Annotated in this window: 26 protein-coding genes and 3 tRNA genes; 20 read left to right on the top strand and 9 right to left on the bottom strand. The window is 68.4% G+C overall.

Translation table 11 applies throughout. The annotated features are described in order from the left end of the window. The first annotated feature begins 206 nt into the window (after window positions 1–206). From EPY72_RS08375 to EPY72_RS08365, 3 genes are all read left to right on the top strand, one after another. A complete protein-coding gene (locus tag EPY72_RS08375) occupies window positions 207–1,730 on the top strand; it encodes an alpha,alpha-trehalose-phosphate synthase (UDP-forming) (protein WP_135806119.1) in 1,524 nt (507 codons plus the stop codon). Further along, window positions 1,727–2,584, top strand: coding sequence for a trehalose-phosphatase (gene otsB, locus EPY72_RS08370; RefSeq protein ID WP_135806230.1), 858 nt, complete (start codon window positions 1,727–1,729; stop codon window positions 2,582–2,584). Before EPY72_RS08375 ends, otsB begins: the two co-directional genes overlap by 4 nt. A gap of 86 nt (window positions 2,585–2,670) precedes the next feature. Beyond that, entirely contained in the window at window positions 2,671–3,516 is an 846-nt protein-coding gene (locus tag EPY72_RS08365; RefSeq protein ID WP_135806118.1) for a hypothetical protein, read from the top strand. Here the strand turns inward: EPY72_RS08365 and EPY72_RS08360 are convergent. Together EPY72_RS08360 and EPY72_RS08355 are read right to left on the bottom strand one after the other, a co-directional pair. Then, window positions 3,513–5,471, bottom strand: coding sequence for an ABC transporter ATP-binding protein (locus EPY72_RS08360; protein ID WP_135806117.1), 1,959 nt, complete (start codon window positions 5,469–5,471; stop codon window positions 3,513–3,515). The two genes, EPY72_RS08365 and EPY72_RS08360, sit on opposite strands and share 4 nt — an antisense overlap. 153 nt (window positions 5,472–5,624) lie before the next feature. Next, entirely contained in the window at window positions 5,625–5,891 is a 267-nt protein-coding gene (locus EPY72_RS08355) for a DUF7538 family protein (protein ID WP_134668755.1), read from the bottom strand. Window positions 5,892–5,983: 92 nt separating this feature from the next. On the opposite strand from EPY72_RS08355, the gene EPY72_RS08350 reads away from it, so the two are divergent. From EPY72_RS08350 to EPY72_RS08330, 5 genes are all read left to right on the top strand, one after another. Beyond that, window positions 5,984–6,057 (top strand) — tRNA-Val (locus tag EPY72_RS08350). 320 nt (window positions 6,058–6,377) lie between these two features. Then, window positions 6,378–6,572: a cold-shock protein gene (locus tag EPY72_RS08345; protein ID WP_134668753.1), complete on the top strand. Its 195-nt coding sequence runs from the start codon at window positions 6,378–6,380 to the stop codon at window positions 6,570–6,572. A 207-nt stretch (window positions 6,573–6,779) separates the two neighbouring features. Next, window positions 6,780–6,852, top strand: a tRNA-Arg gene (locus EPY72_RS08340). A gap of 159 nt (window positions 6,853–7,011) precedes the next feature. After that, a complete protein-coding gene (locus EPY72_RS08335) occupies window positions 7,012–8,088 on the top strand; it encodes a 2,3-butanediol dehydrogenase (RefSeq protein ID WP_135806116.1) in 1,077 nt (358 codons plus the stop codon). 255 nt (window positions 8,089–8,343) lie between these two features. Further along, the gene (locus tag EPY72_RS08330; RefSeq protein WP_303645956.1) at window positions 8,344–9,798 is read left to right on the top strand and encodes an MATE family efflux transporter; all 1,455 of its coding nucleotides are present in this window, start codon (window positions 8,344–8,346) and stop codon (window positions 9,796–9,798) included. Between the two features lies 1 nt (window position 9,799). Here the strand turns inward: EPY72_RS08330 and EPY72_RS08325 are convergent, their stop codons facing one another. Together EPY72_RS08325 and EPY72_RS08320 are read right to left on the bottom strand one after the other, a co-directional pair. After that, window positions 9,800–10,774, bottom strand: coding sequence for an ornithine cyclodeaminase family protein (locus EPY72_RS08325; RefSeq protein WP_135806115.1), 975 nt, complete (start codon window positions 10,772–10,774; stop codon window positions 9,800–9,802). A 60-nt stretch (window positions 10,775–10,834) separates the two neighbouring features. After that, window positions 10,835–11,152 (bottom strand): DUF5789 family protein, encoded by a 318-nt coding sequence (locus EPY72_RS08320; RefSeq protein WP_134668748.1) that lies wholly within the window; start codon window positions 11,150–11,152, stop codon window positions 10,835–10,837. Between the two features lie 82 nt (window positions 11,153–11,234). On the opposite strand from EPY72_RS08320, the gene EPY72_RS08315 reads away from it, so the two are divergent. Further along, on the top strand, window positions 11,235–11,972 hold the full coding sequence (locus EPY72_RS08315) for a creatininase family protein (protein ID WP_134668746.1): 738 nt from the start codon (window positions 11,235–11,237) through the stop codon (window positions 11,970–11,972). A gap of 17 nt (window positions 11,973–11,989) precedes the next feature. Here the strand turns inward: EPY72_RS08315 and EPY72_RS08310 are convergent, their stop codons facing one another. Further along, on the bottom strand, window positions 11,990–12,439 hold the full coding sequence (locus EPY72_RS08310; RefSeq protein ID WP_135806114.1) for a DUF5790 family protein: 450 nt from the start codon (window positions 12,437–12,439) through the stop codon (window positions 11,990–11,992). 213 nt (window positions 12,440–12,652) lie between these two features. Between EPY72_RS08310 and EPY72_RS08305 the strand changes: the two genes are divergently transcribed. After that, the gene (locus EPY72_RS08305; protein WP_134668743.1) at window positions 12,653–13,057 is read left to right on the top strand and encodes a CBS domain-containing protein; all 405 of its coding nucleotides are present in this window, start codon (window positions 12,653–12,655) and stop codon (window positions 13,055–13,057) included. 4 nt (window positions 13,058–13,061) lie between these two features. On the opposite strand, the gene EPY72_RS08300 is transcribed toward EPY72_RS08305, so the two are convergent. After that, the gene (locus EPY72_RS08300) at window positions 13,062–13,409 is read right to left on the bottom strand and encodes a dihydroneopterin aldolase family protein (RefSeq protein ID WP_134668741.1); all 348 of its coding nucleotides are present in this window, start codon (window positions 13,407–13,409) and stop codon (window positions 13,062–13,064) included. 103 nt (window positions 13,410–13,512) lie between these two features. Between EPY72_RS08300 and EPY72_RS19330 the strand changes: the two genes are divergently transcribed. Together EPY72_RS19330 and EPY72_RS08295 are read left to right on the top strand one after the other, a co-directional pair. Further along, on the top strand, window positions 13,513–13,683 hold the full coding sequence (locus EPY72_RS19330) for a hypothetical protein (RefSeq protein WP_168216014.1): 171 nt from the start codon (window positions 13,513–13,515) through the stop codon (window positions 13,681–13,683). A gap of 79 nt (window positions 13,684–13,762) precedes the next feature. Continuing rightward, complete coding sequence (locus EPY72_RS08295; protein WP_134668739.1) at window positions 13,763–14,371, top strand: translation initiation factor IF-2 subunit beta; 609 nt, start codon at window positions 13,763–13,765, stop codon at window positions 14,369–14,371. 27 nt (window positions 14,372–14,398) lie between these two features. On the opposite strand, the gene EPY72_RS08290 is transcribed toward EPY72_RS08295, so the two are convergent. Further along, window positions 14,399–14,626 (bottom strand): DUF7860 family protein, encoded by a 228-nt coding sequence (locus tag EPY72_RS08290; protein ID WP_134668737.1) that lies wholly within the window; start codon window positions 14,624–14,626, stop codon window positions 14,399–14,401. Window positions 14,627–14,717: 91 nt separating this feature from the next. Here EPY72_RS08290 and EPY72_RS08285 point away from each other — a divergent pair, with 91 nt between their 5' ends. The 3 genes from EPY72_RS08285 to EPY72_RS19325 all read left to right on the top strand — a co-directional run bounded on the left by EPY72_RS08285 (window position 14,718) and on the right by EPY72_RS19325 (window position 16,029). Beyond that, window positions 14,718–14,945 (top strand): DUF8151 family protein, encoded by a 228-nt coding sequence (locus EPY72_RS08285; protein ID WP_134668736.1) that lies wholly within the window; start codon window positions 14,718–14,720, stop codon window positions 14,943–14,945. 78 nt (window positions 14,946–15,023) lie between these two features. Next, window positions 15,024–15,785 (top strand): NAD-dependent glucose-6-phosphate dehydrogenase Azf, encoded by a 762-nt coding sequence (gene azf, locus EPY72_RS08280; protein WP_134668734.1) that lies wholly within the window; start codon window positions 15,024–15,026, stop codon window positions 15,783–15,785. 82 nt (window positions 15,786–15,867) lie between these two features. Next, the gene (locus EPY72_RS19325; protein ID WP_167599388.1) at window positions 15,868–16,029 is read left to right on the top strand and encodes a hypothetical protein; all 162 of its coding nucleotides are present in this window, start codon (window positions 15,868–15,870) and stop codon (window positions 16,027–16,029) included. 56 nt (window positions 16,030–16,085) lie between these two features. Here EPY72_RS19325 and EPY72_RS08275 read toward each other — a convergent pair whose 3' ends face one another. Further along, complete coding sequence (locus EPY72_RS08275; protein WP_135806113.1) at window positions 16,086–16,703, bottom strand: DUF309 domain-containing protein; 618 nt, start codon at window positions 16,701–16,703, stop codon at window positions 16,086–16,088. Between EPY72_RS08275 and EPY72_RS19320 the strand changes: the two genes are divergently transcribed. Continuing rightward, window positions 16,702–16,872 carry a hypothetical protein gene (locus tag EPY72_RS19320; protein ID WP_168216013.1) on the top strand — a complete coding sequence of 57 codons (171 nt, stop codon included), beginning with the start codon at window positions 16,702–16,704 and terminating at the stop codon, window positions 16,870–16,872. The two genes, EPY72_RS08275 and EPY72_RS19320, sit on opposite strands and share 2 nt — an antisense overlap. A 204-nt stretch (window positions 16,873–17,076) precedes the next feature. Here EPY72_RS19320 and EPY72_RS08270 read toward each other — a convergent pair. Beyond that, window positions 17,077–17,149, bottom strand: a tRNA-Arg gene (locus EPY72_RS08270). A gap of 107 nt (window positions 17,150–17,256) precedes the next feature. Between EPY72_RS08270 and EPY72_RS08265 the strand changes: the two genes are divergently transcribed. From EPY72_RS08265 to EPY72_RS08250, 4 genes are all read left to right on the top strand, one after another. Then, window positions 17,257–17,760 (top strand): hypothetical protein, encoded by a 504-nt coding sequence (locus EPY72_RS08265; RefSeq protein ID WP_135806112.1) that lies wholly within the window; start codon window positions 17,257–17,259, stop codon window positions 17,758–17,760. 188 nt (window positions 17,761–17,948) lie between these two features. Next, window positions 17,949–19,373: a single-stranded DNA binding protein gene (locus EPY72_RS08260; RefSeq protein WP_134668729.1), complete on the top strand. Its 1,425-nt coding sequence runs from the start codon at window positions 17,949–17,951 to the stop codon at window positions 19,371–19,373. A gap of 90 nt (window positions 19,374–19,463) precedes the next feature. After that, window positions 19,464–19,895, top strand: coding sequence for a histone (locus EPY72_RS19965; RefSeq protein WP_134668727.1), 432 nt, complete (start codon window positions 19,464–19,466; stop codon window positions 19,893–19,895). Continuing rightward, on the top strand, window positions 19,892–20,905 hold the full coding sequence (locus tag EPY72_RS08250) for a histone deacetylase family protein (protein WP_134668725.1): 1,014 nt from the start codon (window positions 19,892–19,894) through the stop codon (window positions 20,903–20,905). Before EPY72_RS19965 ends, EPY72_RS08250 begins: the two co-directional genes overlap by 4 nt. Window positions 20,906–20,922 lie beyond the last annotated feature (17 nt).

Genomic DNA, 20,922 nt, shown 5'->3' with positions numbered 1-20,922 from the left:
CCCGCAGGTCATCACGCCGCCGAACGCGCTCGTTTCTCCCCGATAAGCCGGGGTTACCCTCGCTTAGACCCCCCGTAACCCCGCGGCCCGATCGTTTCAGTTTTGGAACGGTTTTGAACGGACGACTACGTTATACCGCCGTCCGAGCAAGCGTTTGCAGTACACTCGTCGACGGCGGGTCGCTCCGCCGCGAGGGATCAAACTCCATGAGTTCAGACACGACAGGGGCGATAGCAGAGGCCGCAGTCGAGACCGTCGCGACGCTTTGTGAGGACCGCGAGCTCGTCGTCGTATCGAACCGCGAACCGTACAGTCACCACCGCGAGGACGGGGAGGTCGTCGTCGACAGGCCGGCCGGCGGGCTGACCGCGGCGCTCGACCCGGTGATGCAAGCCGTCGAGGGAACGTGGGTCGCGTGGGGCGACGGCGACGCCGACCGCGAGACGGTCGGCCCCGACGGCGTCGTCGCCGTCCCGCCCGAGGACCCCAGCTACGACCTGCGGCGGGTGTGGCTCACCGACGAGCAGGTCGACGGCTACTACCGGGGGTACAGCAATCAGGTGCTGTGGCCGCTGTGTCACCTCGACACCGCGAAGATGACGCCCGAGCCGTCGTACTGGCGGGCCTACCGCGAGACGAACGACGAGTTCGCCGACGCGGTGCTCGGCGCGACCGACAGCGACCCCGTGGTGTGGTTTCAGGACTACCACCTCGCGCTCGCGCCCCGGCGGGTCCGGGACGCCCGGCCCGACGCCTTTCTCGCGCACTTCTGGCACATCCCGTGGCCGTCGTGGGACGTGTTCCACGCCTGCCCGCAGTACGAACAGTTGCTCGACGGCCTGCTTGCCAACGACCTGATCGGCTTCCACACCGACGAGTACTGCCGGAACTTCCTCGACTGCGTCGACGCCGCGACCGACGCCCGCGTCGACCGGGCCAATCGGAGCATCGCCCACCGGGGCCGGCGGACGTTCGTGCGGTCGTTCCCGCTTGGCATCGACGCCGCCCGGCAGGCCGAACTCTCGGAGACCGAGGCCGGCGACGACTTCTGGGCGTCGTTCAGCGAGAAACACGGCCTCGTCGGGGACCACCGGTTCGCGCTCGGGGTCGAGCGCCTCGACTACACGAAAGGCATCGAGCAACGCCTCGACGCGCTCGAACTGTTCTGGGCCGAGCACCCCGAGTGGCGCGAGGAGTTCACGTACCTCCAGAAGAGCATCGAGAGCCGCGGCGACATCGGCGACTACCAGCGCCTCCAGAGCCGTGTCGGCGACGCCATCGATCGGGTCAACGACCGGTTCGGGACCGACGACTGGACGCCGGTGGTCGCGGTGACCGAACACCTCCCCGAGGCCGGGCTCGCGGCGCTCTACCGGGAGGCCGACCTCGCGCTCGTCACCCCGGTCCGGGACGGGATGAACCTCGTCGCGAAGGAGTTCGTCGCGGCCCAGACCGCCGACCCCGGCGTGCTGGTGTTGAGCGAACTCGCGGGCGCGAGCGAGCAACTCGGAGAGGGGTCGATTCTGGTCCACCCCCACGACCCCGAGAGCGTCGCCGACGCCATCGAGGAGGCCCTCGGGATGAGCGAGCGGGCGCGGCGCGTTCGGATCGCCGACCTCCAGCGGGTGGTCCACGCCGAGGACGTCTACGCGTGGCTCGAATCGACCTTCGAGACCGCGGCCGCGATCGAGCGCGGCCGGCGGTCGGCCCCGGCCGAACCGACCAGATGACCGACGAAGCGACCGACGCCCCCGAGACCCCGCCGGCGATCAGCGAGCACCTCTACGCGCTGGTCGAGGGGCTGGTCGACCGCGACGGCCTGCTGGTCGCTCTCGACTTCGACGGGACGCTCGCGGCCATCGAGGGGCGCCCGGAGGCGGCGACGTTGCCCGACGCGACCCGCGAGGTCGTCGCGGTGCTGGCCGACCGCCCGGACGTGGAAGTCGCGGTCGTCAGCGGCCGCGAACTGGCCGACGTACGCGAACGGGTGGCGATCCCGAGCGCCTCGTACGCCGGGAATCACGGCCTCGAGCTCCACACCGACGAGTACGTCGTCCACCCCGCCGCCGAGGCGGCCGAGACCGCCATCGCGGAGGTCTGCGAGCAGGTCGCCGCCGAGCTCACCGACGTCGAGGGCGTCATCGTCGAGAACAAGGGCGTGACCGCGACGGTCCACTACCGGCTGGTCGAGGACGCGGCGGTCTCCGCCGTCGTCGAGACGGTCGAGTCGCTTGCGGCCGCCCGCGAGGACCTTCGACTCACGACCGGCAAGGAGGTGCTCGAACTCCGGCCCGCGGTCGAGTGGGACAAGGGCGAGGCGCTCGCTCGATTGCGCGACGAACTCGTCCCCGAGGACGCCGCGTGGCTACCGATATACGTCGGCGACGACACCACCGACGAGGCGGCGTTCGCGGTGCTGGCCGACGACGGCGTCGCGATCAAGGTCGGCGACGATCCGGCGACCGAGGCCGGCTACCGGGTCGCCGATCCCGAGGCGGTCCGGACGGTGCTGTCGTGGCTCGGGACCTACGGCGTCGAGTTCCTCGACCGCGCGCCCGACGAGGTCCCGACCGAAACCGCGTAACGCCGCGTTGAATCCCGGCCCCCCGCGAAAACGATGTGAACGGTCGGCTCGGTTTAGTCGCCGACTCGCGCAGTTTCTCTCGGATCATGGCTACCGACAACCGCGACGACGACGGCGAGGAGTCGGGCGAACGAGCGGACGCCACCATCGGTCGGTATCAGAACGGCGGCCGCGAGGCGGACGCCGGTCGCGAGCGGCGCCGAACCGACCCCGCCGAGCGACGGACCGATCGGGGCCGGGCCGCGGCGCGACCGCCGGTCGGCCACCGGTACGGCTCGCGCGAGCGACCACGGTCCGACCGGCCGCCGCGACGGTACGGATCGCGACCGCCGACGAACGCGGCGCCGGCGACCGAACCCCGCGTCGAAAGCGGCTCCGCCGGCGAGCGGAGCGACCCCGGCGCGGGCGAGCCCGGAGATCGCGACCAGACCGCGACCGGCGGAGCGTCCACCCCGCGACAGGAGCCCGAACCGGAGCGGCGATCCGAGAGACCGCGAGCGACGAACGAACCGGACGCGTCGACGACCGACGAGTCCGACTCCGAGCGAGTAGACTCGGAGCGACGCGGCGGACGGAGCGGCGACCGACCGGAGTCCGGCGAGGAGTCCCGACGAGACGACGCCGAGTCGTCCCGACGGCAGACCGGCGAGTCGGGAGTCGGCGATCGAGGAGACGCGTCGCCGCCGAAACGGACCCAACCGCTTCGCGAGCCCGCCGACGCCCGGACGGCCGACGAGCAGTCCCGATCGGCGGGCGTCGACCGGGAGAAAGAGACGCGCCGGTACGGGGGCCCGCGCGAGGACGACGCGTCGGATCGGGCGGGCGGACGCGAGCGCGAACTCCGGGAGTACGAGCGGCGGATGGACCGCGAGCGAGACCGCCAACGCGAGTTCAAGCGCGACAAGAGCGGGAACCGCTACCGACGAGGTTAGTCGTCGGTGGCGTCGGTGCGGGCGGTCCGGCGGGCCGCTCGCTCGATGAACTCCTCGGGGAGCTCGTCGATCTCGCCGGCCTGAACGCCCCACAGGTGGGCGTAGAGGCCGTCCTCGTCGAGCAGATCGTCGTGGGTGCCCCGCTCGACGATCCGGCCGCCTTCGAGGACGGCGATCTGGTCGGCGTCCTTGATCGTCGAGAGCCGGTGGGCGATCGAGAACGTGGTTCGATCCTCGGTGAGGTCGTCGAGACTGCGCTGGATGAGCATCTCGGTCTCGGTGTCGACGTCGCTGGTCGCCTCGTCGAGCACGAGTATCTCGGGGTCTTTGAGGACAGCGCGCGCGATGGAGATGCGCTGGCGCTGGCCGCCCGAGAGCTTGACCCCGCGCTCGCCGACCTCGGTGTCGTAGCCCTCGGGGAGGTTCGTGATGAACTCGTGGGCCTCGGCGGCCTTGGCGGCCTCGACGATCTCCTCGTGGTCGGCGCCGAACGAGCCGTAGGCGATGTTCTCTGCGACCGTGCCGTAGAACATGAAGGTGTCCTGGCTGACGTAGCCGATGGCCTGCCGGAGGCTCGGCAGGCTTACGTCCCGGAGGTCGGTGCCGTCGATCCGAATGGCTCCCTCGTCGACGTCGTACATCCGCAACAGAAGCTTGAGGACCGTCGACTTGCCCGCGCCGGTGGGACCGACCAGCGCGAGCGTCTCGCCGCCGTCGACCTCGAAGGAGATGTCCTCGACGATCGTCTCGTCGTCGTCGTAGCCGAACGTCACGTCGTCGTAGACGACCTCGCCCTCGTCGACGGTCAGCTCCTCGGCGTCTGGGTCCTCAGTGATGCGGCTCGGCTCGTCCATCAGGCCGAAGATGCGAGCGCTGGAGGCGTACGCGCGCTGGTACATGTTGATGATCGAGCCGAACTGGGCCATCGGCCAGATGAACCGCTGGGTCAGCAGGATGAACACGACGAACTCGCCGCGGCTGAGTTCGCCGGTGAACAGCCACGGTCCCTGCCCGTTGAACACCCAGAGCCCGCCGACGATGAACGTCAGCGCGAACCCGAGCCCCGAGAGGATCTGGAGCGACGGGAAGAACTTGATCCGGGTGATGATCGCCCCCCAGTTGGCGCCGAAGTAGTCGTCCGAGACCTCCTCGACGCGGTCGGACTCGTAGGACTCGGTGTTGCTGGTCTTGATGACCTGAATCCCGCCGAGGTTGTTCTCGAGCCGGGAGTTGACTTTGCCGACCGTCGACCGGACCTCGGCGTACTTGGGCTGGATGATCTCGACGAACTTGTAGGTGAAAAACGCGATGAGCGGCACCGGCACCATCGCGACCAGCGCGAGCTGCCAGTTCATGCTGAACAGGATGACCGCGATGGCGACGACCATCACGCCGAGCCGGAACCCGGAGTTCATCCCGTCGTTGAGGAACCGCTCGAGCCGGTTCACGTCGTTCGAGAGGATCGACATCATCTCGCCGGTCTGCTTGTCGGCGAAAAAGTCCATGTTGAGCCGCTGCATCTTGTCGTAGGTGTCGGTCCGGACCGAGTGTTGGATGTTCTGGGCGAACGAGTTCCACCCCCAGTTGCGCGCCCAGTGGAACGCCGCGCCGAACCCGAACGCGCCCGCGATGATCGCGACCGAGAACCAGAACTGATCGGACGCGGCCGCGGGGGCGATCCGGGTCGCGAACCCCTCGGAGACGAGCGGGATCTGATTCGAGAGCGCGACCGCGTACGCGACCCCCTCGCCGTCGGCGAACAGCGCGTCGATGGCGACGCCGAGAATGAGCGGCGGGAGCAGATTCAGGACCCGAGCGAAGATGCTCGCGACCACCCCGGTAGCGAACGCGAGTCTGTTGTCCGACCCGTATTCGAGGAACAGTCGCTTCATCGGATTCTCCGCGTTCTCCCGTTGTTCCTCGAAGGGGTCGTCGTCCTCGTCAGGGAGTGTCATTGTCACTTCGGAATGGTTCGGCTCTTGAAAATGTTTCCTTCGAATCGAAACACGCGCTCCGAGTGGGTGCCCATCGGACCGTTCAGTACGGAAACGGCGGTCTTATGGCTGGCGATAGTGTGAGAAAAGGTAACGTGGTTGGGGTCCCGACCCCTACAGCGTCCGCTGTTCGGCGGCCGGATCGACGCCCGCCTCGGCCAGATCGCGACGGATGCGCTCTCGAAGCGGGTCGGGGACGGTGTCGCGACCGACCGGGACCGCGGTCTCGCCGTCGCCCTTGACTTTCCAGTAGACGACGCAGTCGCTTGGCGCGTAGTACTCGATACTGTACCGGTCGTCGCCGCCGCCGTAGTGGACGCGCGCGGCGAACCCTTCGGTCCGCCACCCGTCCTGCTCGGCGAGCGCCTCGATCTCGTCCATGCGGGAGGCGTGGGCCCCGGCCGTGGTAGTGATTTCGAAGCCCGGGCGAGAAGGTAAACGTTATTTCCGGCGAGCGGTTGTGTTCGGGTGCGGGGTCTGTGGTCTAGTTGGTCATGACGCGGCCTTTACAAGGCCGAAGTCGGCGGTTCGAACCCGCCCAGACCCACTTCTGACGGCGCCACGCGACGAGCGACGCGAGGAGCCGGCGCCGACGAATTGTCTCTGCGGTAGTGAGGAGCTGATGGGCTGTTGCGGGAGCGAACCCCGAAAGACGACCGGTCGACCTATCTCGAAAGCGAGAACTGTGGATGCGGAGGGATTCACGCGAAAAGCCGACGAAAGACGGGACGATGCGGCGAGTAGTTGACTGTCCGTGTTCATTTACGCAGTTTTGGAGTCATTTCGAATACGTTTGACCAATATATCGACGAGCGAGAAAACAGATTGCGAAGCCTTATCCGTGCGACGGGCATTTGTCTATTTGCAATGGCAGAAGGCAACGTTGATTTCTTCAACGACACAGGCGGCTACGGTTTCATCTCGACGGACGACGCGGACGACGACGTGTTCTTCCACATGGAAGACATCGGCGGCCCGGACCTCGAAGAGGGAACTGAGGTAGAGTTTGACATCGAACAGGCCGACAAGGGCCCCCGCGCGTCGAACCTGACGCGTCTTTAATTACGCGGTAGTCCGCCTGACGGCGGTCCGACACGCGTTTTTCCGGAACACTACATCGACAGCGACCGGTTCGTCGTTCGGGACGAATCGCCGCTCGCACAGCGGCGCGAACGCGATCACGCGTCGACTTGCCGACCAGCGGGACGGCGCCGGTCGACTCGCGCATTTCATAACCGTTATACCGGCGAACCGAGTATCTGGGTGTGAGGGCGGCTAGTTCAGCGGACAGAACGCTTGGTTCCGGACCAAGAGGTCATGGGTTCAAATCCCATGCCGCCCGTTCGATTCTCGAAGTGTGATGATCGACGGGGTCGAGTCTGCGAGTCACGGACGCGTCTCGCCCACCGACCGCCGACCGGTCCCAGTAACGGAATCCCCGGAAGTTGATTGCTCGCCGATATGAACTATTATCCGTCGACGCCGTCAAACGGGACCTGCAATGAGAGCAGCAGTTTACCACGGTCGAGAGGACGTACGCGTCGAAGACATCGAACGGCCCGACGGGCCCGGCACAGACGAAGTCCGCGTCGCCGTCGAGGCGTGCGGGATCTGTGGCTCGGACCTCCACGAGTACGCGGCCGGTCCGATCTTCATCCCCGACGAAGGCGAGCCACATCCGGTGACCGGAGAGACGCTCCCGATCCCGATGGGCCACGAGTTCGCGGGGGAAGTGACGGAGGTCGGCGACGACGTGAGCGACCTCTCCGTCGGCGATCAGGTGGCGGTGAATCCGATCGTGTACTGCGACGAGTGCCGGCAGTGTGAGGCGGGCCAGTACCACCTCTGTGAGTCGGGCGGGTTCGTCGGGCTGTCCGGCGGGGGCGGTGGACTCTCCGAGGAGGTCGTCGTCCCCGAGGAGAAGGCCGTCGCGCTTCCGGGCTCGGTCCCCACCGAGTACGGCGCCCTCGTCGAGCCGTACAGCGTCGGCTTCCACGCGCTCCGGACGAGCGATTTCGACGCCGGCGATTCGGTCGCGGTGTACGGCGCGGGCCCGATCGGCCTGACGGTGATTCAGGTGCTCCGGGCGGCCGGGGCGGGGACGATCTACGCGGTCGAACCCCAGGACTCGCGGCGCGAGCTCGCGGCCGAGGTCGGCGCGGACGAGGCGCTCTCGCCGATCGAGACCGACGCGGTCGAGTACATCACCGAGCGGACCGACGGCGGCGTCGACGTCGCGTTCGAAGTCGCGGGGATCGAACAGACCGTCCAAGACGCGATCGCGTCGACCGCCTCGGGCGGGAACGTCACGATCGTCAGCATTTTCGAGGACAGCGTGGAACTCCAGCCCAACGAGTTCGTCATGGGCGAGCGGACGCTCACCGGGACGCTCGCCTACCAGGGCGGTCCCCGGTCGGACGAGGAGTTCGGTGCGGTCCTCGACATGTTCGACTCCGGAGCCCTCGATCCGGAGGCGCTGATCAGCAGTCGAATCGAACTGGAGAGCGTCGTCGAGGACGGCTTCGAGGCGCTCCTCGACTCGGACCGAGAGGAAGTGAAGATTCTCGTCGAACTCTAATCGGCCGCCCGTCGACAATCCCGGCGCGCGGAGACGGCGCGCGTCGTCTGGACTCGTTTCCTCGTTTCCGACCGGACTGGGGACTCACCGCGGGTCGGGAACCCGAAGCGGCGAATGGGAACAAGTACCGCGGATGGGAAACTGATTTGTTAGCGACGTGAGTACTGCGACCGTACCGTTCGCGTGGCGACCGACGCCGGTCGCTGTGGCCGAGACCCACAACGTTCAAACGACGACCTTTCGTTTCGAAACACAATGGAACCCGCGACGCCGGACGACTCGATAACCGAAGGCGGGTTAGTCCGACCGATGTTCCGGTTGGCGTGGCCGATCGTTGTCATCCAGCTCCTCCAGGTGACCTACAACATCGCCGACACCTTCTGGCTGGGGCGGCTGTCGGCCGACGCGGTCGGGGCGATCAGCCTCGCGTTCCCGCTCATCTTCCTGCTCATCTCGATCGCGGGCGGGTTCACCACCGCGGGCTCGATTCTGGTCGCTCAGTACACCGGGGCCGACAGCGAGGGGTCGGCGGGCAAAGTCGCCGGCCAGATCCTGATGTTCGTCACGATCCTCGCGGTCCTGTTGAGCGCGATCGGCTACGTCGCGACCGAGCCGATGCTGGCTGTCCTCCCGAGCCAGGGCCAGACGACCGCCCAGATCATCCCGCTGGCGGCCGACTACATGGAGGTGTTCTTCCTCGGCCTGCCGTTCCTGTTCGGCTTCTTCGTGTTCTCGGCGCTGATGCGAGGCTACGGCAACACCCGGACGCCGATGCGGGTGATGGTCGTGAGCGTCGCGCTCAACGTCGTGTTGGACCCGGCGCTCATCTTCGGCTGGGGGCCGTTCCCGGCGATGGGGATCGAGGGCGCGGCGCTGGCGACCATCTTCTCGCGGGGCGTCGCCAGCCTGCTCGGGTTCTACATCCTGTTCGTCGCGCGGGCCGGTCCCGACGTCCGCCTCGAGTACCTGTTGCCCGACGTCGGCTACATCTGGGACATCGTCCGGATCGGCGTCCCCTCGACGCTCGAACAGTCGATGAGCGCGCTGGCGATGATCACCCTGACCGCGATGGTGGTCCAGTTCGCGCCGCCGGTGGTCTCGGCCTACGGGCTGGGCAACCGGCTCGCGTCGCTGGTCTTTCTGCCGGCGATGGGGCTGGGCCGGGCGACCAACACGATGGTCGGCCAGAATCTGGGCGCGAAGAAGACCGACCGGGCCGAGCGGGCGGTCTGGCTCGCAGCGAAAGCCGGCGCGGCTGTGATGTTCGTGGTCGCGGTCGTCGCCGCGCTCGTCCCCGAGCCCATCGTCTCGGTGTTCATGGCGACCGGCACCGACGCGGCCGCCCAGACCGTCGCGTACGGCTCGGAGTACCTCCGGATCCGGTCGGTCGAGTTCACGTTCATGGCGGTCCTGCAGGTGATGCTCGGGGCCTACCGGGGCGCCGGCAACACCAAGACCGCGATGGCGTTCTCCGTGCTCGCGCTCTGGATCGGCCGGGTGCCGACGGTCTACTACCTCGCGTTCGTCGCGGACTGGGGGCCGACCGGCATCTGGGTCGGGATGGCGCTGGGCAACGTCGTCGGCGCGATCGTGGCCGCGCTGTGGTTCACCCGCGGGACGTGGAAAGAGACGGTTATCGGCGAGGGAGACGACGAAGAAACGCCGCCCGAGTCGCCGACGCCGGACGCCGCCGGCGCCGACGGGGAGTGAGCTACAGCGGCACCTCGGTGCCCGCGTCTCGCGCCTCGGCCGCGTCGAAGACGTGTTCGGCGGCCGCCGCGTCCAGCACCGCAGTCCCGACGCTCTCGACCACCAGAATCTCGTCCGCGCGCTCGCGGCCCCGATCGCCGTCGAACACCGCAGACAGCGGCGCGAAGTCCTCGGCGTCGAGTCCCGCCTCGCGCGCGTCGCCGATCTCCGCGACCTCCGCGGGCACGTCGGCGAACAGTCGGCTCGCGCGCTCGAAGGTCTCGGCGTCGAGTTCGCGCATCTCCGCCTCGTAGGCCCCGACCGCGACGACGAGCGTCCCGTGGTCGAGCGCCCCGCCGTCGAAGACGGGGTCGGTGGCGGTGGTCGCGGTCACCACGACGTTCGCGCCGGCGACCGCGGCTTCGGGCGCGTCGACCGGCTCGGCGGGGACGCCGAGTTCGTCGCCGAGGTCGGCCGCACACTCGCGTTTCGAGTCGCTCGGCGAGTAGACCCGAACCGCGTCGAGGTCGGTCGCGGCGTCGATGGCGCGGGCCTGCCAGCGAGCCTGCGTGCCCGCCCCGAGGAGCCCGAGCGTCACCGGGCCGGTCGCGAGTTCGGCCGCCGCGAGCCCGCCGATACACCCCGTCCGGGCGTTGGTGATGCGGGTCCCCGCGAGGTAGCCGGCCGGCAGACCCGTGTCGGCCGCGGTCAGCGCGATCTGGGCGTTGACCGTCGGCAGGCCCCGTTCGGCGTTGCCCTCGTGGACCCCGACCAGTTTCGTCGCGTAGTAGTCGGCCCCGCGGACGTACGCGGGCATCACCAGCCCGGTGCCGGCCGGATCGGAGCCGTCGGGCCCCGCGCCGACCGGGAAGTGGGGCCGCTCGGGGCGCTCTACTTCGTCGCGGCCCTGCCTGACGAACGCCTCGCGGACCACGGGGAGCAGTTCGGACAGCGAGAGGCACTGTGCGACCGCCGAGTCTGAGAGGACACGAACCATACCGGCGGTTCGGACGGGGTCGGGTTAGCGCTTGTCCCGGTCGTCGAGTTCCGGCGCCGGTCAGAACGACTCGTCGCTTCCCTCGTCTTGGGCGCTCCCCGCGCCCCGATCCGAGTAGCCCTGCCGGCCCACCGCCTCGCTTCCGACCCGGTTCAGGACGGCCTGTCGCACCTCGTCGGCCGATTCGAACTCCTCGTCGCCGCCGGTCACCAGCACCTCGCGAAACGACTCGGTGCCGTCGGACATCCCGATCTCGCGGTCGCCGTACCGGTCGAGCAGTTCGTCGGCGGAGACGGGGTACTCTTCGTCTTCGAGGTCGTCCTCGACGTCGCCGAAGTCGATGCCAAGTTCGCGGTCGTCGTCGCCTGATTCGCTCATAGCGAGCGTACGCCGCGAGTCCGAATAAGCCGTGTGGCCCCATATCGGGGGCTACAAGTCCGCGGTCGCCCTGCGTCCGGACATGCATCTCTCGGACGCGACGTGGACCGACGCCGACGCCGCCGCGACCGACCTCGCGGTGGTCCCGGTCGGCAGTACCGAACAGCACGGCCCCCACGCCCCGCTCGGGACCGACGCCTACACCGCAGAGGCGGTCGCGGAGGCGGGGGCGACGGCCTACGACGGGGAGGTGGTCGTCGCGCCGGCGATCCCGATCGGAGTGGCGGCCGAGCACCGCCAGTTCACCGGCACGCTGTGGGTGAGCGAGGACACCTTCCGGAACTACGTCCGCGAGACGGTCGCGAGCCTCGCCCACCACGGCTGGGACCGGGTCGTGCTCGTCAACGGCCACGGCGGCAACGTCTCCGCGCTCCGGGAGGTCGCGGGCGCGATCGCTCGCGAGGACGACGCCTACGCCGTTCCGTTTACGTGGTTCGAAGCGGTCGGGGATCACAGCGACGAGATGGGCCACGGCGGACCCCTCGAAACCGCGCTGTTGCGCGCGATCGCGCCCGAGTTGGTCCGAGAGGACCGCATCGAGGCCGCCCGCGAGGGCGGCGCCGACGGCTGGGGCGAGTGGGTCAGCTACGCGAATCTCGCGTTCGATTCGGCGGAGTTCACCGACAACGGCGTGGTCGGGGACCCGACCGCGGGCGACGCCGACCGGGGAGACGAACTGCTCGAACTGGCGAGCGCGGCGCTGGCGGCGCTACTGGAGGCGGTCGAGTCGCGCGACGCGAGCCGACCGCCCCACAAGTAACGGCCGAAGGCTCGGGCTCAGGCTTCTGCGGGTTCGGCGTCCTCGTCGGCGTCGTCGGCGTCGGTGGCCTCGGACTCGTCGTCGAGCCCTTCGAGCGCGTTCTTCAGCGCCGGGATCGTGCTCGTGAGTTCGCCGACCTGCGCCTTGGCGTCGGCCACGTCGTCGATGGCGGTCTCCAGACGCTCGATCTCGGCTTCGAGGTCGTCGGCGTCCTCGAAGGCGTCGGCGCGCTCGCCCATCGTGTACCACTTTTTGGCGTCCCGGAGGTGGTCCTCGGCGTCGCCGGCGTCCAGCGACGAACTCAGGGCGTTGAGCGCGCCGAGGGTGTTGTCGGCGTCGAGTTCCCAGACGTCGTCGGCCGCGGGGAGCGCGGCCGCCGCGTCCGCGAGGCTCGACTCGACGTCGTCGCGGACCTCGGTCGCGGCCTCGCCGAACAGTTCGTCCTCGTCGAGTGTCGATTGGCTCATACGTTCGGTTTCGGCCCCATCATGTTTAAAACCATGCCCGAAACCGGAAGTGAAACCCACCAACGCGACGGGTGAGTCTCGACCGAAACCGAAAACGACGACCCGGTGAGGGTCGACCGAGGCGTCGGCGTCGACGGACCGGCGTACGGCGGCCCGGCGGCGTGACCTCTCTCGAAGCCAATGCTTATCTTTCGCGGACCAGAACCGGTCCGTATGGAAGATATCTTCGTCGGACGGCTCATGTCCTCGCCCGTAAAGACGGTATCGCCGGACACGCCGGCCCACCGCGCGGCCGAGACGATGCTCGACGAGGGCATCGGCTCGGTCATCGTCACGAGCGACGACGGCCGCCTCGAAGGCATCCTCACCGCGACCGACTTCGTCCACGTCGCCGCCGAACAGCGGTGGGCGAGCGACGCGACAGTCGCGACCTACATGACGACCGACGTGACCACTACGACGGCGAACGCGGAGGTCCGGGAGATCGCCGACCTGATGGTGGACAACGGGTTCCAGCACGTCCCGGTCGTCGACGACGAGGACAACGTCGTGGGCATCGTCACCACGACCGACATCACCGCCTACCTCTCGACGGTCCGGACGCCCAGCCCGTCGTAGTCGATCACTCCGAGACGGAGTCGACTCGCATCCGCGGGTAGCCGTCGTCCATCTCCATCCGCGCGGTGACGCCGACTCCCTCGCGGTCGACGACGATCTCGACCTCCATGAACCGCCCCGTGAGCTCGGTGTACTCGGCGGGCGCGTCGGCGAGTTCGGCCTCGAGCTCGTCGGTCAGGATCTCGACGGTCACCGCCTCGCAGAACGGCTGGTTCTCGATCGACTCCTCGATGGCGGCCCCGAGGCTCGCCGCGTTCCGGGGGCTGACCGGCGTCCCGGCGAACTGGTGGTAGAGCGCGCCGAACTTGATGCCCGCCTCGAAGCAGGCCGACTCGCGGTCGGTTGGGTCCATGGCCGAGAGTGGGCGCCCCGACCGCTAAGTTCCTGCCCTTTCGCGAGCTGGTCTGTCCGCCGTCGCGCCAACGTATTTACGCCAGCGGGGCGTTGGGTCGGCGATGAAAGACATCGACGCCAGAGACGAGGCGATCGATCACCTCCGGGACGCGCTCGACGCCGACGACGCCGAGCCGAAGGACTTCCACGTTCGGCAAGCGCTCCAGTTGCTCGACGTCGACGAGGAGTCGTCCGACGCCGGTGAAGACGGCTCGTCGGCGGACCGAGCGTAGCCCCGGGATGTCGACGGACCGGGGCCCAGACGCCCACGGAACACGGAATACCTATCCGTGTCGACCGCCTCTCGACCGTATGGACTACACAGCCAGCCTCGACCGCGCGATGGACGCGACCCCGGACTTCGAAGGCCAGACCGACCGGTTCAGCTATCCGGACGCCGAGGCCCAGAAGGACGGCGCGTTCACCCGACTCACCAACTTGAGCGACATCGCCGACGCGCTCGGCCGCGATCCCGAGCACGTCCACAGCACGCTCCAGCGCGAGCTCGGGACCAACGGGAAGCTCGAAGAGGGCCGCGCCCGCTACAACGGGACCTTCTCGGGCGGGGACTTCGACGCCGCCATCGAGAGCTACATCGAGGAGTTCGTCCTCTGCTCGGAGTGTGGGCTTCCCGACACCCGGCTCGTCCGCGAGAACCGCAACCTGATGCTTCGATGTGACGCCTGCGGGGCGTTCCGGCCGGTCACCAAGCGCTCGACGTCGAGCCAGACCCAGAGCCGGGACGCCGTCGAGGAGGGTGCCACCTACGAGGTCAAGATCACCGGCACCGGCCGGAAGGGCGACGGCGTCGCCGAGAAGGGCAACTACACCATCTTCGTCCCCGGCACTCAGGAGGGCGACGTGGTCCAGATCTACATCAAGAACATCAGCGGGAATCTGGCGTTCGCGCGACTCGCCTGAGCCGCGCGGTTGGGGTTTCTTCGGTCGTTACTCGGTTAGGGGCAACACCACGCCGAACACCAGCGGACACAGCAGGATACCGAGCGTGCCGACGACCTCCATGTCGAACAGAAGCGTCTGTTCCCACGCCGGGAGCGAGGCGTGCATCGTCGCGGCGGTCAGTTCGCCGCCGGCACCGACCGCGAGGAGCGCCAGACTCAGCAGGAAGCCGCGTTTGGCCAACCGTTCGTACTCCAGATCGCCGTATCGTCCCATAGCGACGAAGTCCGGCGAGGAAGCCGAAAAGACTTGCTACATTCGACCGAGGCGAAAAGACGATAGCCGTCAGGCCCATCGCTCGAAGCGAATGTACGGAATCCTCACCGAGATCGGATCGGAACTGCTCGCGCTCGTGTTGTACGGCGGGATGACGGTCGCGCTGTCCGCGCTTGGCGTCGCGGCCGAGTACAACGGCCTCCAGCAGTTGGTCGGGGGCGACCGACTGCTCGCGGCCTGGTACGCCTACGTCGGCCTCGTCGCGCTCGCGTTCGCGACGATGCTCGCACGGCGGAAAGTCCGCCCGCGGCTCGGGTGACTCCCGAGGAGCCGGGGCCGGAGACTGACCGCCCCGAATCGTACCTTACTTATCGCGGCCCTTCGTCTCTCGACCTGAATGGACGACCCAGTCCTGCTTACGGGCGCGGAGGGCCGCGTCGGGCAGGCCATCCTCTCGGAGCTGTCTGGGAAGTACGACTGGCGGCTGCTCGATCGGGACCCGCCGACCCGCGACGTCGACCACGAGTTCGTCGTCGCCGACATCACTGACGAGGAGGCGGTCCGCGAGGCGGTCGAGGGCGTCGGCGCCGTCGTGCATCTGGCGGGCGATCCCCGCCCCGAGGCGCCGTGGGACAGCGTGCTGGCGAACAACATCGACGGCACCCGGACGGTGCTGAAGGCGGCGGTCGACGCCGGCGTCGAGAAGTTCGCGTTCGCCTCCTCGAACCACGCGGTCGGCGCGTTCGAGACCGACGAGCGCACCCCGGAAATGTACCGCCCCAGCGACGAGTTCCGACTCGACGGGACCGAACTCCCCCGACCGAGCAACCTCTACGGCGTGAGCAAGGCCAGCGGCGAGGTGCTCGGGCGTTACTACCACGACCACCACGACCTGAGCGTCGTCTGCGTCCGGATCGGCAATCTCACCAAGGACCATCCGCCGCGTGACTACGAGCGCGGGCAGGCGATGTGGCTCTCTCACCGAGACTGTGCACATCTCTTCGACCGATGTCTCGAAGCCGACTACGATTACGAGATCGTCTACGGCATCTCGGACAACGACCGGAAGTACTACTCGATCGAGCGCGCGAAGGACGTGCTCGGCTACGACCCGCAGGACAACTCCGCGGAGTTCGCCGACGCCGAGGTCGACGAGTAGCCCGCTCCGAGGAGACGGCGGCCCCACGGGGCGTGCGACGGCGACCCAAACACCTATTGAAGTGCTTGTCGTACGAGATCGTATGTCACAGACGGACGGACAGCAGTCGGTATCGCGGTGCACGAACTGCGGCTTCGAAGCGGCGTCGGACGGCGACGACTGGGAGAACGTGGAGTCGCCGTCGCTGGGCCGGATGACCAGTTGTCCGGACTGCGGTAGCACGAACGTGACGCTCCGGCGCTAACCGGGGTCGGCAGATCGAACGGGTCGGTCACCCGGCGGCGCGACGGGGTCGATCGGTCACTCGAACAGTCCCTCGACGTCGGTCTCGCGGCGGCGTCGCTCGGCGACGTGCTGGCGCAGTCGCCGAAAGACGATCCCCCGATTGGCGGCGTCGCGCGCGAAGTCCATCACGAACGTGACGAACGAGCTATTGGCCTGCCCGTCGGCGAGGTCCTCGCGGGCGTAGTCGACGCCGCGCTCGATGACGGCCTCGTCGTAGCCGTACTCCTCGGCGAGGGTCACGGCCGCGATCGCGGCGGCGTCGAACTCCAGGTCCTCGGGCACCAGGGCCAGTCCGTCCGCGCGCAAGCGCGGCGGGGCGGCGCGCTCGACGTGTTCCGGATCGGCGGCGAGCGCTCGGAGGCACCGCCGGACCGCGGCGACGTTCACCCCGCGGTAGTTGGCCGGGAGGTCGGCGAGGTACGCCGCCGCGCTCTCGGCGAGCCCCTGCACGCCCACCCAGTTCGCGCCGTGGGCGTGGTGGACCGCGGCGGTGAACTGAATGAGTCCGTGGAGGAACCGCTCGTCGTCGGTGCCGGCGTCGAGGCCGAGCCAGTGGTCCTCCCACGCGTCGTGGGCGGCGTGGTGCTCCCCCGCGTTGTAGACGGCGATGCCCGCCCGGAGGTGGTCGTCCATGCGCGAGCAGTACGACGTCGGCGAGCAAGTGGCTTCGGGACTCGGACGAGTCGCTGTGCTCGTCGTCGATGCGTCGCGCGAAAAACGTCCCGACGGGGGTTCACGCGAGCGTCGCGAGCGCGAACCACGTCAGGTCGAAAACGTAGTGAGCGTCCTGACGGAGATTTGAACTGGCCGAGACGGTCCGGGATGCTCACTCCGTTGTGCTTCCGGGCGTGCGACTCGTCTGCTCAAATCTCCGTGGTGACGTTTTCACTCCGCAATTTGTGAGATTCACAGAAAGCCCTCGCGTGCTTACTCTGTGAAAACGTCCTGACGGAGGTTCACGCGAGCGTCGCGAGCGCGAACCACGTCAGGTCGAAAACGTAGTGAGCGTCCTGACGGAGATTTGAACTCCGGTCCCTGGCTCCGCAAGCCAAGAGGATAGTCCACTACCCTATCAGGACTCAACTCTACGTTGGCCGGTTCAACTAATAGGGGTTACGGTCTGGGCGTCCAGTGAGAGACGTAGGCACGGGAGACTCAAAGACCTATTTTTCCAAACATCAAGACTATGAAAGTCGAGATCGTGGTCGTCCGTATGGACCGACGCGAACTGCTCGCCGGGGCCGGCGCGTCCCTCGCCGCCGCGTCGCTCGGCGGGTGTCTCGACCGATACGGAGTACCGGAGGAGGGAAGCGGTGGAGGCGGGACCGCGCCGACGCTGGCCGAGGAGTCGTTCGAGATGACCGACGCCGACTGCGGAACGGCGGCGAACGACGCGACCGTCGGCTTCGACGCCGAGGAGGGGATAGTCGAGGTCACCGGGACTGTTCCGGGCGCCGACGCGTGTCACGTCGCGCGGCTGGCCGGCGCGGACTACGATCCCGACGCCGACTCGCTCGCCGTGACCGTCGAGAGCGTCCGGCGCGACGACGCGGAGGCGTGTGCCGACTGCGTCTCGGAGATCGACTACGAGGCGTCGTTCGCCTTCGACGGCGGCCTACCGGCGAGCGTGACGGTCACCCACGAGGCGCTCGGCGAGACGAGCGCCGTCGCGTCCGCCGACCCGAGCTAAGATTTATACCGAGAGGGGCGACCAGTTCGGCGCGTGACCCCCCGAGAGCCGACCGCGGGCGGGCCCGAACGGGCCCGCGAACGATGGAAACCGCCGTCCGAAAAATCGCCCGACGTGACCGAGACGGAGCGGCGTCCGCGCCAAGGACAATGCTTAAGCGCGGGCCAGCCCTGCTCGCTAATACGATTATGGGCGCGATAGAGGACGTTCACGCCGACCTCGACGCAGATATCTCTCTGGAGGAGTTCCGCGAGGCGGTCGAGGAGAAGGTGGCACAGATGGGCGGGCTGGCCGACGAGGAGACGGCGGCGATGCTCATCGCTCACGAGCTCGACGAGGAGGGCGGGGAGGTCGACAGCGTCGCGGACATCGAGCCCGGCATGGAGGAGGTGAAGTTCGTCGCGAAGGTCGTCGGCATCGGCGACGTTCGAAGCTTCGAGCGCGACGGCGATCAGGAGGACGGCCGCGTGCTGAACGTCGAAGTCGCCGACGAGACCGGGTCGGTCCGCATCACGTTCTGGGACAAGCAGGCCGACGCCGGCGAGGACGAACTCGAAGTGGGCGAGACGCTCCGTATCGCGGGCCGACCCAAGGAGGGGTACAACGGCGTCGAAGTCAACGTGAATCAGGCCGAGGCCGACGACGACGCCGACATCGACGTTCAAGTCCAGGACACCTACCGGATCGAGGACCTCTCGCTCGGGCTCTCGGACGTGAACCTCCGGGCGAAGGTGCTCGACACCGACGCCATCCGGACCTTCGATCGCGACGACGGCTCGGAGGGTCGCGTCTCGAACCTGAAGGTCGGCGACGAGACCGGCCGGGTCCGGGTCACCCTCTGGGACGATCGGGCCGACCGCGCCGCGGAGCTCGACGCCGGGACCTCCGTCGAGGTCGTCGACGGCTACGTCCGCGAGCGCGACGGGAGCCTCGAACTCCACGTCGGCGACCGGGGCGCCGTCGAACAGATCGACGAAGATGTCGAGTACGTTCCCGAGACCGCCGACATCGCCGACCTCGAGATCGGCGACGAGGTCGACATCGCGGGCGTGGTCCGGTCGGCCGATCCCAAGCGAACCTTCGACCGCGACGACGGCTCGGAGGGGCAGGTCCGTAACATCCGCGTGCAGGACGACACCGGGGACCTCCGGGTCGCGCTCTGGGGCGAGAAAGCAGACGAAGAGATCGCGCCCGGCGACGAGGTCCAGCTCGCGGACATCGAGATTCAGGACGGCTGGGAGGACGACATCGAGGGCTCGGCGGGCTGGCAGTCGACCGTGACCGTCTTCAGCGAGGCCGAGCCCGGTGACGATGGGAGTCCAGCCGACGCGGGCGCGACCGGCGGCGACGGCCCCGGACTCGACGACTTCGCGGACGGCGACGGGGCGGAGTCGGCGGCGGACGGCGGCTCGAACGCGGCGGCGACCGCCGAGGAGAGCGGCGAGGTCGTCGAGTTCACCGGCACCGTCGTGCAGGCCGGCGACCCGATCATCCTCGACGACGGCGAAGAGACGGTGAGCGTCGACGCGAACACCGACGTGACCCTCGGGCAGAAGCTCACCGCGCGCGGCGAGCTCCGGGACGGGCGGCTCGACGCCGAGGACGTGTTCTGACCGCGCACGCCGGTGGGCCGAGAGACGCCGGCAGGGACCTCGAAAGACGCGACGGAAAGAACTAAGGGCGCGAGATACCCGGATTCGGGTATGAGCGTCGAGCTGCCGTTTGCACCGGTCGATGCTATCATTCGACGGAACGCGGGGGACCTCCGAGTCAGCGCCGACGCCGCCGAGGAACTGGCCCGACGCATCCAGCGCCACGGCGCCGAGCTGGCGGCCGACGCCGCCGAGCGCGCGAACGACGACGGCCGCAAGACGCTGATGAGCGGCGACTTCGGCGTCGAGCAGGTCGTCGACAAGGACGAGCTCGAACTCCCGGTCGCGCCCGTCGACCGGATCGCGCGGCTCGACATCGGCGACGACTACCGGGTCGCGATGGACGCCCGGATCGCGCTGGCGGACATCCTCGAAGACTACGCCGACAACGTCGCCACGGCGGCCGCGACCCTCGCGCGTCACGCCGACCGGCGAACTGTTAAGGCCGAGGACATCGAGACGTACTTCAAGCTCTTCGAATGAAGTTCGGCTACAGCGAGGCGTGTCTCGCCCACGACACGGGCGGGCGACACCCCGAAACCCCCGACCGTCTGCGTGCGATACGGGAGCTACTGGCTCGCAAACACGGCGTCGAGTACGTCGAGGCCGACCCCGCGTCCCGCGCCGCGGTGGAAGCCGTCCACGACCCCGACTACGTCGCGGAGTTCCGGGAGTTCTGCGAGTCCGGCGGCGGCAACTGGGACCCCGACACCGTCGCCGTGGAGGCGACGTGGGAGGCCGCGCTCCGGTCGGCGGGGCTCGCCCAGTGGTCTGCCGAGACGGCGCTCGACGGCGTCGACGGCCGCGAGACGCCGTTCTCGATCGGCCGGCCGCCGGGCCACCACGCGGTCGGCGACGACGCGATGGGGTTTTGCTTTTTCAACAACGCGGCGGTCGCGGCCCGTCACGTCATCGACTCGCGGAGCGTCTCGCGGGTCGCCATCTTCGACTGGGACGTCCACCACGGCAACGGGACCCAGGACATCTTCTACGACGTCGGCGACGTGTTCTACGCCTCGGTCCACGAAGAGGGACTGTATCCGGGGACGGGCGAGGTCGGCGAATCCGGAACGGACGCGGGCGAAGGTACGACGCTCAACGTCCCGCTCCCGGCGGGTGCCGGCGACCCCGAGTACCGCGACGCCGTCGACGAGGTGGTCGCACCCGCTCTCCGGGAGTTCGACCCCGGACTCGTGTTGGTGAGCGCGGGGTTCGACGCCCACCGCCACGATCCGATCTCCCGGATGCGGGTCTCGACCGACGGGTACGGGATGCTGACCGCACGCGTGCGTGACCTCGCCGACGAGATCGGCGCCGCGCTCGGGTTCGTGCTCGAAGGCGGCTACGGGCTCGACACCCTCTCCGAGAGCGTCGCGGAGGTCCACGAGACGTTCGACGGCCGGCGGCCGGTCGCGCCCGACGGCGAGGCCAACGAGGACGTACGAGAGCTGATCGACGAGATCCGGACCGACCACCCGGCGCTGAACGACTGAGAAAGCAATTCCCGGCG

The sequence above is a fragment of the Halorussus marinus genome (assembly GCF_004765795.1).
GTDB classification, from domain to species: domain Archaea; phylum Halobacteriota; class Halobacteria; order Halobacteriales; family Haladaptataceae; genus Halorussus; species Halorussus marinus.
This window is presented reverse-complemented; position numbering and strand designations above follow the sequence as displayed.

What these genes read in the sequence shown, in the direction of transcription:
- otsB (WP_135806230.1), top strand. Translation starts at nt 1,727, where the DNA reads ATGACCGACGAAGCGACCGACGCCCCCGAGACCCCGCCGGCGATCAGC.
- EPY72_RS08285 (WP_134668736.1), top strand. Translation starts at nt 14,718, where the DNA reads ATGTACGGAATCCTCACCGAGATCGGATCGGAACTGCTCGCGCTCGTG.
- EPY72_RS08345 (WP_134668753.1), top strand. Translation starts at nt 6,378, where the DNA reads ATGGCAGAAGGCAACGTTGATTTCTTCAACGACACAGGCGGCTACGGT.
- EPY72_RS08375 (WP_135806119.1), top strand. Translation starts at nt 207, where the DNA reads ATGAGTTCAGACACGACAGGGGCGATAGCAGAGGCCGCAGTCGAGACC.
- EPY72_RS19320 (WP_168216013.1), top strand. Translation starts at nt 16,702, where the DNA reads ATGCGCGAGCAGTACGACGTCGGCGAGCAAGTGGCTTCGGGACTCGGA.
- EPY72_RS08335 (WP_135806116.1), top strand. Translation starts at nt 7,012, where the DNA reads ATGAGAGCAGCAGTTTACCACGGTCGAGAGGACGTACGCGTCGAAGAC.
- EPY72_RS19330 (WP_168216014.1), top strand. Translation starts at nt 13,513, where the DNA reads ATGAAAGACATCGACGCCAGAGACGAGGCGATCGATCACCTCCGGGAC.
- EPY72_RS08300 (WP_134668741.1), bottom strand. Translation starts at nt 13,409, where the DNA reads ATGGACCCAACCGACCGCGAGTCGGCCTGCTTCGAGGCGGGCATCAAG.
- EPY72_RS08310 (WP_135806114.1), bottom strand. Translation starts at nt 12,439, where the DNA reads ATGAGCCAATCGACACTCGACGAGGACGAACTGTTCGGCGAGGCCGCG.
- EPY72_RS19325 (WP_167599388.1), top strand. Translation starts at nt 15,868, where the DNA reads ATGTCACAGACGGACGGACAGCAGTCGGTATCGCGGTGCACGAACTGC.
- EPY72_RS08290 (WP_134668737.1), bottom strand. Translation starts at nt 14,626, where the DNA reads ATGGGACGATACGGCGATCTGGAGTACGAACGGTTGGCCAAACGCGGC.
- EPY72_RS08260 (WP_134668729.1), top strand. Translation starts at nt 17,949, where the DNA reads ATGGGCGCGATAGAGGACGTTCACGCCGACCTCGACGCAGATATCTCT.
- EPY72_RS08320 (WP_134668748.1), bottom strand. Translation starts at nt 11,152, where the DNA reads ATGAGCGAATCAGGCGACGACGACCGCGAACTTGGCATCGACTTCGGC.
- EPY72_RS08365 (WP_135806118.1), top strand. Translation starts at nt 2,671, where the DNA reads ATGGCTACCGACAACCGCGACGACGACGGCGAGGAGTCGGGCGAACGA.
- EPY72_RS08360 (WP_135806117.1), bottom strand. Translation starts at nt 5,471, where the DNA reads ATGACACTCCCTGACGAGGACGACGACCCCTTCGAGGAACAACGGGAG.
- EPY72_RS19965 (WP_134668727.1), top strand. Translation starts at nt 19,464, where the DNA reads ATGAGCGTCGAGCTGCCGTTTGCACCGGTCGATGCTATCATTCGACGG.
- EPY72_RS08275 (WP_135806113.1), bottom strand. Translation starts at nt 16,703, where the DNA reads ATGGACGACCACCTCCGGGCGGGCATCGCCGTCTACAACGCGGGGGAG.
- EPY72_RS08355 (WP_134668755.1), bottom strand. Translation starts at nt 5,891, where the DNA reads ATGGACGAGATCGAGGCGCTCGCCGAGCAGGACGGGTGGCGGACCGAA.
- EPY72_RS08250 (WP_134668725.1), top strand. Translation starts at nt 19,892, where the DNA reads ATGAAGTTCGGCTACAGCGAGGCGTGTCTCGCCCACGACACGGGCGGG.
- EPY72_RS08330 (WP_303645956.1), top strand. Translation starts at nt 8,344, where the DNA reads ATGGAACCCGCGACGCCGGACGACTCGATAACCGAAGGCGGGTTAGTC.
- EPY72_RS08305 (WP_134668743.1), top strand. Translation starts at nt 12,653, where the DNA reads ATGGAAGATATCTTCGTCGGACGGCTCATGTCCTCGCCCGTAAAGACG.
- EPY72_RS08315 (WP_134668746.1), top strand. Translation starts at nt 11,235, where the DNA reads ATGCATCTCTCGGACGCGACGTGGACCGACGCCGACGCCGCCGCGACC.
- EPY72_RS08295 (WP_134668739.1), top strand. Translation starts at nt 13,763, where the DNA reads ATGGACTACACAGCCAGCCTCGACCGCGCGATGGACGCGACCCCGGAC.
- EPY72_RS08265 (WP_135806112.1), top strand. Translation starts at nt 17,257, where the DNA reads ATGAAAGTCGAGATCGTGGTCGTCCGTATGGACCGACGCGAACTGCTC.
- azf (WP_134668734.1), top strand. Translation starts at nt 15,024, where the DNA reads ATGGACGACCCAGTCCTGCTTACGGGCGCGGAGGGCCGCGTCGGGCAG.
- EPY72_RS08325 (WP_135806115.1), bottom strand. Translation starts at nt 10,774, where the DNA reads ATGGTTCGTGTCCTCTCAGACTCGGCGGTCGCACAGTGCCTCTCGCTG.